The organism is Virgibacillus sp. NKC19-16, from assembly GCF_021560035.1.
Lineage (GTDB): Bacteria > Bacillota > Bacilli > Bacillales > Amphibacillaceae > Virgibacillus_L > Virgibacillus_L salidurans.
This window is the reverse complement of record NZ_CP074373.1, coordinates 3,339,825-3,354,715: the sequence shown is the minus strand read 5'-3', so window position 1 is coordinate 3,354,715 and position 14,891 is coordinate 3,339,825. Positions and strand designations below refer to the sequence as shown.

Sequence of the window (14,891 nt, the reverse complement as noted above, 5' to 3'; positions counted from 1 at the left end):
GATACCAACACAGGCTTCTGGGGAGGAAGATATGCAATCGATCATCGTCGAAGTGGAAGGAGACGCTCACGACCATAAGGCATACCTTGAGGATTATCACCCATTTGTTGACGTGGTGGCTACGTTTGATAAATTATTCAATGGCCTTGCATTACAGGGAGAGCCTGAGAAGTTAGAGGAAATGGAATCACTGAAATTCATCAAGGGTATTCATGCTGTCCAAACGTATGAAACGAATACAAATACAGTTAAAAGCTTAAGCGACGAGCAATCGGATGCAGTGATCCCATCTGATCTAAATAATACTGACTATACAGGCAAAGGTGTTAAGGTTGGTGTGATTGATACTGGAATTGATTATACCCACGCAGATTTAGCGGGAAACTTTCAAGGTGGATATGATCTGGTAGACCTGGATGATGATCCGATGGAAACGATGCCAGAACAGGGTATACCAACACTCCATGGTACACATGTGGCTGGGATAATTGCTGCTAATGGGGAGTTGCAGGGAGTCGCACCGGATGCGCAAGTTTATGCATATCGTGCACTCGGTCCTGGTGGTGCTGGCACCTCCATTCAGGTTATTGCGGCGATGGAGCAGGCAGTTGAGGACGGCATGGATGTGATGAATCTGTCACTAGGCAATGCGGTTAACGGGCCGGATTACCCGACAAGCGTGGCAGTCAATCGTGCTGCAGAACTTGGTGTGTCTGTCGTACTTGCCAATGGGAATGCCGGGCCGGATAATTGGACGGTCGGTTCACCGGCAACTGCATCAAAGGCGCTTTCCGTAGGTGCATCCAGTCCACCGCAGCGAATACCTTATTTATATGAACCATCAGCTGAAAAACAGGTTCCGCTGGTAACCATGGTAGGATCTCCCACTTGGGATTTAGAGAAGGACTACCCGGTTGTAAGCGAGTCCGAGCAAGCAGGAGGAAAAATAGCGCTATTAAAGCGTGATGACATCCCGCTTTATGAGAAAGCAAAGGAAGCGGAAGATAATGGAGCGATTGCTGTCTTGATCGCCAACAATACTGATGGCATGTTTCAAGGAATGGTTGAAAACGATCAGGAGCCTCTCACAATTCCGGTAGCGGCTATTTCAAAAAAAGATGGCGAGTGGTTATCTCAGCAAGCTCAAGCGGATTCGTTGTATCTGGAAACAGCCTATCAAGAAGCAAAAAGCTCGATTGCTGATTTTAGCTCACGTGGCCCTGTGACGGTGAATTGGGATATTAAGCCAGACCTCCTTGCTCCAGGGACAAACATTTTAAGTACTGTTCCTGACGGCTACCAGCTATTGCAGGGCACCAGTATGGCGGCACCACATGTCGCAGGTGCTGTTGCACTCGTAAAAGAGGCAAAACCGAACTGGAGCAATGAGCAGATTTTCGGTGCATTAAAGACAACCGCGAACCGGATGGAGACTGACGGGGATGGGGCACCTATTGAACCAATCATGCAGGGAATGGGGGAAATCAGGCCAAAACAAGCGATCGAAACAGATACGATCATCAGTGATCCATTGCTGGCGTTTGGAAAGGTGAATTCCTATAAAGAAACAGAAACCATCGAGATAGAAGTTGAGAACACAACGAATCAGGAGCAAACCTATTCCTTTGATATTCCGAAAAAGGAAAAGGGCTTAACCTGGAATCTGCCGCAAACCTTTACATTGGATGCAAAGGAAAACAAAACAATACCAATTGAAGTAAGTATTAACACAACACAACTCAATGAAGGTGTCCATCAAGGATGGCTTACATTAAGCGAGAACGGTGAGTACTATTATTTACCTTATTTATTCGTCAATCAAACAGCTGATAATCCGAAAGCAATGGGCTTTGAATTCGCTCTAAAACCCTTTTCCGAAGATACATTTCTATACCGTTTGTATGTAACCGAGCCAACGAAATGTGTAACCGTGGATTTATACGATCCGGATACATTAGTACGTGAAAGGACATTAGTAGAAATGGAAGATGTCGAAATTGGGATGAATGAAGGGGAACTGGATAAATCGGACATCGGGAATCCCGGCAATTATCTCGCGCTGATAACCGTTCAGTTGGAAGACGGGAAGTATGAGAGTTATCAAACACCTGTATATATAGAGGGCTAGCCCTAAAATTATGGCATTTTTGTAAACGTCAGGCAATGTTCACAAAAATGTCATTTAATTGCCTTGTTTTTCACGTTATAATGAATGATACGCGGTTGTTTACTATGGGTGTGATGGATGTCACAAGAGAGCTAATAAAGGGTGTGAAAACGATCATTTTCAAATGGGTATTTTCCACTAGGAAAACTCATTCATACATCCGCATCTCAATTGACAATAAAGGTTCAACTATTGTAAACTAACTTTGTGTGGAATGGTAAGGTTTTCAGCTGTATACACTGTATTATTTGTGCTTATTTCCCGAAAGTTGTCATACATACGTATACGGTTTCCTTACTACGGTACTCATTTGCTTTTTAATTACAGATGGGTAAGCAGTTTTATAAGCAATACATGAAGTCGTTTGTTATTCTGGGTCAACTGCGAGTGTAACTTTGAGCTACAACCGGATAAGACTTTTTGGCAGATTATTTATTATACGAATCTATGTTAAACGTATAATAGAAATGTTTTGTCATGGCACTAGGTTGATATAAGTTGCCTGCGTTTTAAGGAGATAGTGAAACATGGAGAATTATGATGCAATGGTAACACGTCAACGAAAGTGGATGCTCTATCTTCTCGCAATATTGGTACTTGGAGTTGGTTTCGCACCATATCCGCAAATCTTTCAAGGCCTTTTATTAGGGGCTGCGGCAAGCTTATATAATCTTTGGTTGATGCAGCGCAAGATAAAGCAGGTTTCAGAGGCTGTGGTAGATGGCAAAACAAAGTATGGCATCGGAACACTTTCCAGACTCACCATGGCGATATTGGTCACCGTGGTCGCGCTCCGCTTTGATGAACACTTTCATATTATTGCTGCAGTTGTTGGATTGGTATCTTCTTATATCGTGCTGATGGCAGATTTCTTCATTCAAACGTTTATACGCGATAAGAAGGCTTAATTCAGCTAGATTATAGTAAAAATGATGTACAAGTGAGGTGATTATTTGGAACATGGATCCCCGATAGTTGAAGATGTATTTGGCATTTCCTGGCTTGATTTCAATTTGTCTAATGTCATGATGATTACTGTAGTGTCAACGATTGTGTTTTTGTTGTCTGTATGGGGATGCAGAAAGCTGCAAATGAAACCAACCGGTGTTCAGAATTTTATGGAATGGCTTCTCGATTTCGTCAAAGGTATTATTAACGACTCCATGGATTGGAAAAAAGGGAAGGAATTCCTGCCACTGGGGCTTACTTTAATCACCTATATAACTTTCAGTAACCTTATGGGTGTGGCAGCACTCGGATTCGTTGACCATGATCTATGGTGGAAATCACCAACTGCTGATGCAACCTTAACATTAACATTAGCTGCAACGGTGATCGTATTGACACATTATTATGGTGTAAAAACAAGAGGAACGAAGGCATATTTAAAAGATTATATCAGTCCTGTGCCAATTATGTTGCCATTCAAAATTGTTGAGGAATTCACAAACACGTTAACGTTAGGCTTACGTCTATTCGGGAATATCTATGCAGGCGAAGTCTTACTGATGCTTCTCGTAGGACTAGGAACCTCAGGTGCACTTGGTTTCTTTGTCGCACCACTCCCATTGATGGCATGGCAAGGATTTAGTTTATTTATTGGTGGTATCCAGGCATTTATTTTTACGATGTTAACAATGGTATATATGTCTCATAAAGTGAGCGATGACCATTAATTAAAAACATGGAATGGAAATTTAAGGTTTACTTATAAAAGGAGGAAATTTGAATGGAAGCTTTAGCAGCAGCAATCGCAATTGGACTAGCAGCATTAGGTGCGAGTTTTGGTAACGGAATGATCGTTAGTAAAGCATTAGAGGGTATGGCACGTCAACCGGAATTACGCGGTGCGCTCCAACAAACAATGCTTATCGGGGTAGCACTTGTTGAGGCGATTCCAATTATCGCAGCGGTTATCGCATTTATGGTTATGTAAATAACGTCTTTATGTAAGATCATATGGCGGAGTTCATTTACTGGAATCTTCGCCATTGCTTTATGTAGTTTTAAAAGAAATTACGAATAACACATGAGCGAGATTACCGTGAAAGGAGTGAAAACTGTGCATTCAGCTATGGACTTTATGGTCATTGGCGCAATAGGCGGCTTGCGGATAGGAGATATTCTTTATCAGTTATTCTTCTTCCTGTTATTGCTTTTCCTGGTTAAAAAATTCGCCTGGGGTCCGTTAATGAACGTCATGCAAAAGCGTGAGGAATACGTCGCTGGTGAAATTGAATCTGCTGAAAAAAGCCGTGAGGAAGCTGAGGTAGCGGCAAAAGAAGCACAAGCACAATTAAATCAAACAAAACAAGAAGCACAAACAATGATAGAAAACGCAAAAAATGCAGGTGAGAAACAAGAGAAGGATATTATTGAATCAGCTCGCCAAGAGGCAGATCGTATTAAACAAGCAGCTCAAGATGATATCCAAAATGAAAAAGAACAAGCATTGCAAGCACTGCAGGATAAGGTTGCATCATTATCCGTACTTATAGCAACAAAGGTTATTGAAAAAGAAATCAGTGCACAGGATCAAGAGGAATTGATTAATGAATACATTAAAGAGATAGGAGAAGAGCGATGAGTGAAGTAGTAGCCAGCCGTTACGCAGATGCTCTTTTTCAACTCGGCGAAGATAAAGCTAATTTAGAAAAACTAGTTGAAGATTTTCAGATTGTTCATGAAGTTTTTCTGGGACATGAACAACTTAATACATTCCTAAAGCATCCTCGTATTAATAATGAGAAAAAGAAACAGCTGTTAGTCGAAGCGTTTCAAGGTTTGTCTACAGACGCCTTAAATACAATAAAGTTACTTGTAGACCGGAGGCGTACGGAGATCATCCCATCCATTATTGATCATTTTATCCAATTGGTGAACGATGCAAAGGAAATTGCAGAAGCAACCGTATATTCTGTTCGCGAATTATCAGATGAAGAACGATCTCAGCTTGAGGCTACCTTCGCTAAACGCTTGAACAAAAAAGGGATTAAGCTGAATAATGTTGTAGATCCTTCGATTATCGGTGGAATTAAGATCCGTATCGGGAACACGATTTTCGATGGCTCCGTTAATGGAAAACTTAAACGCATCGAACGGAATATAGGAATTGCAAACTAATGATGATAGGGGTGAAATGGTATGAGCATCAAAGCTGAAGAAATCAGCACACTGATAAAACAGCAAATCGAAAATTTTGATACAGATATTGAAGTAACGGATGTTGGAACAGTTATTGAAGTCGGTGACGGTATCGCACGTGCGCATGGTTTAGATAATGTTATGGCCCAGGAACTGGTTGAATTTTCAAATGGTGTCATGGGTTTGGCGCAGAACCTGGAAGAAAGTAATGTTGGTATCGTTATTTTAGGCCCATATACAGATATTAAAGAAGGCGATGAAGTTCGTCGTACAGGCCGTATCATGCAAGTACCAGTCGGAGAGGATTTACTTGGACGCGTGGTTAACCCGCTTGGACAAGCAATTGACGGGAAAGGTCCGGTTGCAACAACGGGTACACGTCCAATAGAAGGTGCAGCACCAAGCGTTATGGACCGTCAAGAGGTTAGTGAACCCTTACAAACTGGTATAAAAGCAATTGACGCCCTTGTACCAATTGGCCGTGGTCAGCGTGAGCTTATCATTGGAGACCGTCAGACAGGAAAAACAACTTTAGCCGTTGACACCATCATAAACCAGAAAGATGAGGATATGTATTGTGTCTATGTAGCCATTGGTCAAAAGGAATCAACGGTTAGAAGCACGGTGGAAACCTTCCGTCGCTACGGCGTATTGGATAAGACAATTATTGTCTCAGCAGGGGCCTCAGATCCGGCACCATTATTATACCTGTCACCATATGCAGGTACAGCAATGGCTGAAGAGTTCATGTATAACGGCAAACATGCTGTCGTCGTATTTGATGATTTATCGAAGCAGGCAGCGGCGTACCGTGAACTTTCCTTGCTCTTGCGTCGTCCTCCAGGCCGTGAAGCATTCCCTGGGGATGTGTTCTATATTCACTCCCGTTTGCTGGAACGTGCTGCGAAATTAAATGATACATTAGGTGGCGGTTCATTAACTGCACTGCCATTCGTTGAGACACAAGCAGGTGATATTTCTGCCTATATCCCAACAAACGTTATCTCGATAACCGATGGACAGATCTTCCTGCAGTCAGACTTATTCTTCTCAGGGGTTCGTCCAGCGATTAATCCAGGACTTTCTGTATCGCGTGTTGGTGGCTCTGCACAAATTAAGGCAATGAAAAAAGTTGCCGGTACACTAAGGCTTGACCTGGCATCCTTCCGCGAGCTTGAATCCTTCTCGCAATTCGGTTCAGACTTGGATAAATCAACCCTTGCAAAACTGGGTCGTGGTCAACGTACAGTTGAAATCCTAAAACAAGGGCTGCATAAACCGTTAGTTGTTGAAAAACAGGTCATGATTATCTATGCACTAACAAAAGGACATATTGATGATATACCAGTTGAAGACATTACTCGTTTTGAATCTGAATTCCATACATGGTTGGACAGCAATCGTCAAGAGTTACTAGCATCCATCCGTGAGACCGGGCAATTACCGGAAGCAAGCGATATGGACGGAGCAGTAGAAACATTTAAGAAAACTTTTCTACCAAGTAATAATGAATCATAGATAACAAATCGTCATGAGTAGAAATATAAGAGCCAGGGTAATCCGACTTCTGACTTCTAACCTCTGGCATCTGTTCCAGGAAGGACGGTGAAAAGCTTGGCGTCAATTAGAGATATTAAAACTAGAATGGATTCGACGAAGAAGACAAAACAAATCACAGCCGCAATGGAAATGGTTTCTGCCTCTAAAATGTCTAAGGCAGAACAAAATGCCAAAGGGTTTGTACCATATAGTGCTAAAATACAGGAAGTTGTTGCGAGTATTGCAGCAGGGGATTCGGAGGCGACTCATCCTATGTTGGAGCATCGCGATGTTAAAAAGACAGGATATATTGTTATCACGTCTGATCGTGGACTAGCGGGTGCGTATAACAGCAGTGTGTTAAGGCATCTATATGAAACGGTTCAACAGCGGCATAATTCAAAAGATGAATACACGGTAATTGCAATAGGGCGCATGGCATATGAATTTTGCCAAAAGCAAAATATGCCGATGGCCAGAAGTTTAGTTGGTGTCTCAGATCAGCCGAATTTTACAGATATTAAAGAACTTACTTCGGACACGGTACGTATGTACGGTGATGAAGAAATTGATGAATTGAATATCTTCTATAATCACTATGTAAGTGCTATTTCCCAGCAGGTGACTAGTACAAAGATACTGCCAATTACAGATATAGAAGGAAATGACTCAAATAATGAGTATGAATATGAGCCAGATCAGCAACAAATTCTGGAAGTGCTTCTGCCGCAATACGCTGAAAGTTTAATCTTCGGTGCGTTGTTAGACGGTAAGGCCAGTGAACATGCTGCACGTAGGACGGCGATGAACAGTGCAACAGATAATGCCAATGAAATTATCGATGACTTGGAATTATCCTATAATCGTGCCCGCCAAGGTGCTATTACACAGGAAATCACTGAAATTACTGGTGGAGTTGCAGCACTGGAATAGGATTCATGGATCATTTTCGAAAGTTAGTTAGGAGGGAAATCATTGAGCAAAGGACATGTAACACAAGTGACGGGGCCTGTCGTTGATATAAGATTCGATGACGGACAGCTCCCGGCTATTAATAACGCCTTAACTGTTCAGGCGCAAGCAAGTGAAGGACAGGAAGAAATTGATCTTACACTGGAAGTTGCCCTGCATCTGGGTGATAATAGTGTACGTACAATTGCGATGTCTTCCACAGACGGTGTCACACGTGGAATGGCAGTAGTAAATACAGGTAATCCGATTTCCGTACCAGTTGGAGACGCGACGTTAGGCCGGGTTTTCAATCTGCTTGGTGACAATATCGACCTTGATGAGCCACTTCCAGCTGACGTGCGCCGGGATCCAATTCACCGGGAAGCACCTGAATTTGAGGATCTGTCCACAGAGACAGAAATTCTCGAAACTGGCATTAAGGTTGTCGACTTACTGGCACCCTACATTAAGGGTGGTAAAATTGGATTATTTGGTGGAGCCGGTGTTGGAAAAACCGTTTTAATCCAGGAACTAATCAATAATATTGCATTGGAGCATGGAGGGCTTTCCGTGTTCGCAGGTGTTGGTGAGCGTACACGTGAGGGAATGACCTTTACTATGAAATGAAAGATTCCGGTGTTATTAACAAAACAGCTATGGTATTCGGGCAGATGAATGAACCACCAGGTGCACGTTTTCGTGTCGCACTAACAGGACTGACAATGGCTGAGTATTTCCGTGATGAAAAGGGAGCGGACGTGCTTCTCTTTATCGATAATATTTATCGTTTCACACAAGCAGGTACTGAAGTTTCCGCACTTCTTGGTCGTATGCCTTCTGCCGTTGGTTATCAGCCAACCCTTGCAACAGAGATGGGACAATTACAAGAGCGAATTACATCAACAGATAAAGGTTCTGTAACATCGATTCAGGCGATTTATGTGCCTGCCGATGACTACACAGACCCGGCACCAGCAACAACATTCGCTCACCTTGACGCTACAACAAACTTGGATCGTAGCTTATCAGAGGAAGGTATCTATCCTGCGGTGGATCCACTAGCATCCACATCACGTGCACTGGATCCTGAATCTGTAGGTGACGAACATTATCAAGTAGCAGAAGAAGTTCAGCAAACGTTGCAAAAGTATAAAGAACTGCAAGATATTATTGCAATACTAGGTATGGATGAGTTAGGTGACGAGGATAAACTTACTGTATCCCGTGCACGTCGTCTGAGATTCTTCTTATCGCAAAACTTCCATGTTGCAGAACAGTTTACTGGACAAAAGGGATCTTATGTACCAGTAGCCGAAACGATAAAAGGATTTAGAGAAATTTTGGATGGTAAATATGATGACTTACCAGAAGATGCATTTCGCTTGGTAGGCCCAATTGAGGATGTAATCGAAAAAGCAAAAGGTATGGAATAATAACGGGTGGTAGAAGCAATATTCGCTAAAGTTGCAGGTAGTGACTTAAGGCTGGATATATTCACGTACATGGAACCTTCATACCAGTCCGAGGAGGGGTTACATTGAAAACACTAACGGTGATTGTTGTTACTCCTGATGGCCCAATATTGGAAGAAGATTTTGATATGGTTAGCTGTAAATCAGAAACCGGCGAACTCGGTATTTTACCAGGACATATTCCGTTGGTCGCTCCATTATCAATTAGCGCGGTCCGCTTAAAAGGCGATAGCGATACGAAACGTCTGTCTGTAAACGGCGGGTTCATGGAGGTAAGGCCAGATAAAGTAACAATTCTTGCCCAAACTGCAGAAAAACCTTCAGAAATTAATGTCGAGCGTGCAGAAGAAGCAAAAGCTCGTGCCGAACGCCGTCTTCAATCTAACCAGGACGATATCGACTTCCAAAGGGCAGAATTAGCACTCAAACGAGCATTGAACCGTTTAGATGTCGGTCGGTAAAAAACAAAAATATCTCTCGTGACTAAGGTTGCGAGAGACTTTTTATGTAATAATCTTGTCGATATTTCCCGGGAAATGAAAGGCGCTTAGTCGAATTTTTAGTTCAGGCTGCAATCCGTTGACATTTTCATGCGCAAATGGCAAAGTAACTAGTAGTATTAAAAAGTTAGGTGGTTCCCATGTTTGATATAGGACAATTAGCAGTTATTAGTATAATCTCACATATTATTTTTATTTCTATCACTTGGCGGTTGGTAGTAGCAATAAATTTTGACCCGCTTATACGAAAAAGTCGTGTAACAGAGGCAAGAATTTTATTGCTTTTTATTACGATTGTCATCGGTTCTGGTGTCAGCAGATTTTTTCTTGAGGTCTTGCAATGGTCCAGAGACTTATTATATCTCTTCTAAACTGGCAATCTAGTAATTTGTCACAATTTGAGAAGTTTATTTAATGCGATCCCTGCTCATACTATAGGTATCTATAGTAATATGAGGGGGATTTTTTCATGAGGAAACTGGTATTTATAAGTTTATTATTTTTATTTATCACATCTGAAGCAACGGCAGGTCATATGCAGAATGATGAGATGATGGAATTGGCTTCAGTTGTTACCGATAGTTATGGAAGCATCGGTGATTGGGAAGTTATATTAAAAGAAAAAATGGATAAAAATGACTTCCAGGATAGAATAATAGAATTGAAAAATAGGCATTTGGTCACTGTCAATGAGGATGAAAACAGTATACAATATTCTTTTGAGCACGTTCATGAATCCAGCTCTATTTCCGTAATCTATAATGGTATACTTCCTAAGAACGGGACACATGATGCAGAGTTAATTGCAGTAATTAAAGGTACCCATTGGAATACTTCTATTGAAGAAAATTACCAATCCATACTAGATACAATACGTGCGGAATATTTCACAAAGTTTGTAGAAGTATTTGCTTGTCTGACAACAGACAATGGTGATATAATGAATAATGAGGTTTTTTTAAATGAATTAATGGATCGCCTTAAACTTCAACATATGGAGACACAATTCGACACGGTCGAAAAATCGAGGCATGAAAAAATTATTTACGGGTATACACCACTATGGGAACAAAAAATAACTATAGGGGATATACCTATGAACGTGCAAATAGCTGCAGAAGAAAGTGGAAATGGAGATCCTACATACACGATAGGAACACCTATCCTAATAAATGAATATTAATATAGTGAAATTGTATCTGGAGGAGAATTATGATATGGAAAAAATCATCGTAAGAGGTGGACAGCAGCTGAATGGTACCGTAAAAGTGGAGGGCGCGAAGAATGCAGTACTCCCTGTCATTGCAGCAAGCCTTATGGCAAGTGAAGGAAAAAGTGTAATCACAGATGTTCCTGTCCTGGCAGATGTATATACAATCAATGAAGTTTTGCGAAATATGAATGCTGATGTACATTTCGAAAATAATGAAGTCGTTATTGACGCTTCTAAAAAAATTAAAACAGAAGCTCCTGTTGAATACGTCCGTAAAATGCGTGCTTCCGTGTTAGTATTAGGACCATTACTGGCGCGCTATGGTCATGCGAAAGTTGCAATGCCGGGCGGATGTGCAATCGGATCAAGACCAATTGATTTGCATCTGAAAGGATTTGAAGCAATGGGTGCCCACGTCCATGTTGGCAATGGTTTTGTAGAAGCCAATGTAGATGGACGTCTTAAGGGTGCGAAAATTTATTTAGATATGCCTAGTGTCGGCGCAACGGAAAATATTATGATGGCAGCATCTTTAGCAGAAGGTACAACGACCATCGAAAATGTTGCAAAGGAACCTGAGATTGTTGACTTGGCAAACTTTTTGAATAAAATGGGTGCGAAGATCGTAGGTGCCGGTACAGAAACAATTCGCATTGAAGGTGTGGAGGAACTGAGCGGTACAGAACATCCAATTATTCCCGACCGTGTTGAGGCTGGAACCTTTATGGTGGCGGCAGCAATTACGGGTGGAAATGTATTAATCGAAAATGTGGAAAGCGAACATTTACGCTCTGTAATCTCCAAGCTTGAGGAAATGAATGTGACGATTACCGAAGAGGGAGAGGGGATTCGTGTCATCGGGCCGAAAGAACTGAAGGCGACGGATGTTAAAACACTCCCGCATCCAGGTTTTCCTACCGATATGCAATCACAAATGATGTCATTAATGTTAAATGCAGAGGGTACTAGTGTCATTACAGAAACTGTTTTTGAAAACCGTTTTATGCATGTCGAAGAGTTCCGCCGAATGAACGCGAAAATGAAAATCGAAGGACGCAGTGTCATCGTTGAAGGGCCAAGTGAATTACAAGGAGCTGAAGTAGCAGCAACCGACCTTCGAGCAGCGGCAGCCCTGATTTTAGCTGGTTTGAGTGCAGAAGGTTATACACGTGTTACAGAACTCAAACATCTTGACCGTGGCTATGTTGATTTAGCAGGAAAATTAGCTTCATTAGGTGCAGATATCGAACGCGTTGATGAAAATGGCGATGTTGTTAACCCATTTGTACAAGTCGAAGAAAAGCCACCCGAATTTGTAGCTAAGTTATCGTAATAATTATTAATAGGTATGATCGAAAACAGATGGTGCTCATCAATGGAGCCCATCTGTTTTTTGTTTGGGCGAGGTCAACTTGGAGGGTGCTGAAGCATCGACTAATCGACTGGGACATCATTTGTATTCCCGACAATGCCACCCCGAATCCCCGAAGACCATCGTCTAAATCCACAACAAGATTACAAGACAATTAATTCACATTAAAAATTGTCTTTTTATTTTAAATAATATATGTTAGAATTAAAACAAAATTACTAACACTTACAAATTAAAGGAAGTGTGCATCATGAAATTATATGTTTCTGTCGACATGGAAGGGATTACGGGATTGCCGGATTATACATATGTTATTGCTGGTGAACATAATTATGAACAAGGACGTAAAATCATGACAACGGAAACGAATTACGTGGTTGACGCAGCATTTAAATTTGGCTGTGAATCTATTTTAATCAATGACAGCCATTCGAAAATGAATAATATTTTAATAGATGAGCTGCATCCGGAAGCGGAATTAATAACAGGAAATGTGAAACCGCTATCAATGATGCAGGGAATTGACGAGACTTGTGACGCAGCAATGTTTGTAGGTTATCATGCGCGTGCGGGGGAATTTGGTGTCATGTCACATGCGATGATTCATGCGGTTCGGAATTTTTACATCGATGATAAACCGATTGGTGAAATGGGCTTTAATGCATATGTTGCCGGACATTTTGGTGTACCGATTTTGCTCGTTGCGGGTGACGACCAAGCCGCTAAAGAAGCAGAAAAGCTCATCCCGAATGTAACCACAGTAGCCGTAAAAGAGGCGATTTCAAGGTCTGCGGTTAAAAGTTTAACACCGAAAAAGGCTGGCGTGCTTTTAACGGAAAAAGTTGCACAAGCATTGGAGAATCGTGATGAAATCCAGCCACTCAAACCACCTGAAAATCCGACATTAAAGATCGAATTTAATAATTACGGGCAGGCGGAATGGGCCAATCTAATGCCAAATACAGAGATAGTACCTGGTACAACGATGGTTACATATCAGGCAAAAGACATCCTGGAAGCATATCAAGCCATGTTAGTCATGACAGAGCTTGCGATGAATACAACATTTTCAACGAATTAAGGAATTATGCGTCTACTATAGCATTTTTCAAAATCATCTATAGAAAAAGCTATTATCGCAAGTATTGCTGCTTTTAAATCTTCGCAGTTGATATAAAACGCGACGTAAGTGCTGTTTGCTATAATCGCCGTTCGGGTCAGCGAAGGGCGAATGCGCATCCTTAGGGCACGGCTTCAGCCTCCTTGCCTCGGCAAGGGGTATGCCGACGTTGTCCGCAAAGGACGGTTTTAGTCGGCCTTCCTTAGAATAATCCTGCGGGGTCTTCAGACACGTGCTTTTCCCGCAGGAGTCACTGCCCTTCGCTCACCCGAACTAGTGAGATGGTTCGATGTCTAGACATTGATTACTAATACAATTTAGCGGTAGTAACCGGAACACTAAGCGGAATGTATTTCCGTAGCGGAGGGATTCACCATCCTTCAAGTTACGTCGTATTTTATATCTTTTGTGTCAAGAGCAACAATACTCGCGAAAACAGCCATAGAAAACATATAATGCTTTAACGGGGGTGGGAAATCATGCTGCGCTATATTTTAAAAAGATTGCTGATTATGATTGTGACATTATGGATCATTGTAACATTAACCTTTGTCCTGATGGTGACAATTCCGGGTTCACCTTTTAATAGTGAACGAGCAACGAATGAAACGGTGCAGGCTAACTTAGAGGCACATTATAACCTTGATGAGCCATATCATGTGCAGTATTTGCTTTATATAAAATCCATTGTAACCTTTGATTTCGGGCCGTCGATTAAGCAGCCGAATCAGTCGGTGAATGATTTATTGGAACGTGGGTTTCCTATTTCCTTTGAATTAGGCGTTCTTACCATTGGGGTGGCAGTCATTTCTGGGATTATTTTAGGAATCATTGCTGCACTCAGGCACAATGGATTTGTCGATTATTTAGCTATGAGCTTTGCCGTGTTAGGGATATCCATTCCAAACTTTGTGTTAGCAACATTACTGATTCAGCAATTGGCCGTTAATTTGGAAATTCTTCCGCCGGCAACATGGTCAAGTCCCGCTCATATGATCTTGCCGATTATTGCGCTTGCTACAAGTCCAATGGCGATCATAGCAAGGCTTACGAGATCAACCATGCTGGAGGTTTTAACACAGGATTACATAAAGATGGCTCGGGCCAAAGGGCTTTCCCCATGGAAAATTGTCATCAAGCATGCACTCCGAAACGCCTTGATGCCTGTGGTTACCATTATGGGTACGCTACTTGCAGGTATTTTAACAGGAACGTTTGTTATTGAAGAGATATTCGCTATTCCGGGGATGGGAAAATACTTTGTGGAAAGTATCAACCAACGGGATTTTCCGGTAATCATGGGGACGACTGTATTTTATAGTGCATTCCTGATTATCACACTGTTCTTGGTAGATCTGGCATATGGGATTCTCGATCCCCGCATAAAAATGAATAAAAAGGGAGGAGAATAGG

Annotated in this window: 14 protein-coding genes and 1 pseudogene; all 15 read left to right on the top strand. The window is 41.8% G+C overall.

The genetic code is table 11. The annotated features are described in order from the left end of the window. The first annotated feature begins 31 nt into the window (after positions 1 to 31). The 15 genes and pseudogenes from KFZ58_RS19225 to KFZ58_RS16650 all read left to right on the top strand — a co-directional run bounded on the left by KFZ58_RS19225 (position 32) and on the right by KFZ58_RS16650 (position 14,890). The gene (locus tag KFZ58_RS19225) at positions 32 to 2,128 is read left to right on the top strand and encodes a S8 family serine peptidase (protein ID WP_304956803.1); all 2,097 of its coding nucleotides are present in this window, start codon (positions 32 to 34) and stop codon (positions 2,126 to 2,128) included. Between the two features lie 566 nt (positions 2,129 to 2,694). Then, on the top strand, positions 2,695 to 3,075 hold the full coding sequence (locus KFZ58_RS16715) for an ATP synthase subunit I (RefSeq protein WP_235792417.1): 381 nt from the start codon (positions 2,695 to 2,697) through the stop codon (positions 3,073 to 3,075). A gap of 45 nt (positions 3,076 to 3,120) precedes the next feature. Further along, positions 3,121 to 3,843 (top strand): F0F1 ATP synthase subunit A, encoded by a 723-nt coding sequence (gene atpB, locus KFZ58_RS16710; RefSeq protein WP_235792416.1) that lies wholly within the window; start codon positions 3,121 to 3,123, stop codon positions 3,841 to 3,843. 53 nt (positions 3,844 to 3,896) lie between these two features. Beyond that, positions 3,897 to 4,103, top strand: coding sequence for a F0F1 ATP synthase subunit C (gene atpE, locus KFZ58_RS16705; RefSeq protein WP_235792415.1), 207 nt, complete (start codon positions 3,897 to 3,899; stop codon positions 4,101 to 4,103). A 138-nt stretch (positions 4,104 to 4,241) separates the two neighbouring features. After that, a complete protein-coding gene (gene atpF / locus KFZ58_RS16700; protein ID WP_370642511.1) occupies positions 4,242 to 4,754 on the top strand; it encodes a F0F1 ATP synthase subunit B in 513 nt (170 codons plus the stop codon). Continuing rightward, a complete protein-coding gene (locus KFZ58_RS16695) occupies positions 4,751 to 5,290 on the top strand; it encodes a F0F1 ATP synthase subunit delta (protein WP_235792413.1) in 540 nt (179 codons plus the stop codon). The genes atpF and KFZ58_RS16695 overlap by 4 nt, the downstream gene beginning before the upstream one ends. 21 nt (positions 5,291 to 5,311) lie before the next feature. After that, the gene (gene atpA, locus KFZ58_RS16690; RefSeq protein ID WP_235792412.1) at positions 5,312 to 6,829 is read left to right on the top strand and encodes a F0F1 ATP synthase subunit alpha; all 1,518 of its coding nucleotides are present in this window, start codon (positions 5,312 to 5,314) and stop codon (positions 6,827 to 6,829) included. Between the two features lie 96 nt (positions 6,830 to 6,925). Continuing rightward, positions 6,926 to 7,783 (top strand): ATP synthase F1 subunit gamma, encoded by an 858-nt coding sequence (gene atpG, locus KFZ58_RS16685; RefSeq protein ID WP_235792411.1) that lies wholly within the window; start codon positions 6,926 to 6,928, stop codon positions 7,781 to 7,783. A 66-nt stretch (positions 7,784 to 7,849) separates the two neighbouring features. Continuing rightward, positions 7,850 to 9,234, top strand: a pseudogene (gene atpD / locus KFZ58_RS16680) (F0F1 ATP synthase subunit beta). A 104-nt stretch (positions 9,235 to 9,338) separates the two neighbouring features. Beyond that, on the top strand, positions 9,339 to 9,734 hold the full coding sequence (locus KFZ58_RS16675; protein WP_235792410.1) for a F0F1 ATP synthase subunit epsilon: 396 nt from the start codon (positions 9,339 to 9,341) through the stop codon (positions 9,732 to 9,734). A gap of 179 nt (positions 9,735 to 9,913) precedes the next feature. After that, a complete protein-coding gene (locus KFZ58_RS16670) occupies positions 9,914 to 10,144 on the top strand; it encodes a DUF1146 family protein (protein WP_235792409.1) in 231 nt (76 codons plus the stop codon). 98 nt (positions 10,145 to 10,242) lie between these two features. Beyond that, complete coding sequence (locus KFZ58_RS16665) at positions 10,243 to 10,956, top strand: YwmB family TATA-box binding protein (protein ID WP_235792408.1); 714 nt, start codon at positions 10,243 to 10,245, stop codon at positions 10,954 to 10,956. A gap of 34 nt (positions 10,957 to 10,990) precedes the next feature. Continuing rightward, positions 10,991 to 12,319, top strand: coding sequence for a UDP-N-acetylglucosamine 1-carboxyvinyltransferase (gene murA / locus KFZ58_RS16660; RefSeq protein ID WP_235792407.1), 1,329 nt, complete (start codon positions 10,991 to 10,993; stop codon positions 12,317 to 12,319). Between the two features lie 289 nt (positions 12,320 to 12,608). After that, entirely contained in the window at positions 12,609 to 13,439 is an 831-nt protein-coding gene (gene dppA / locus KFZ58_RS16655; protein ID WP_235792406.1) for a D-aminopeptidase DppA, read from the top strand. Between the two features lie 518 nt (positions 13,440 to 13,957). After that, the gene (locus tag KFZ58_RS16650) at positions 13,958 to 14,890 is read left to right on the top strand and encodes an ABC transporter permease (protein WP_235792405.1); all 933 of its coding nucleotides are present in this window, start codon (positions 13,958 to 13,960) and stop codon (positions 14,888 to 14,890) included. Position 14,891 lies beyond the last annotated feature (1 nt).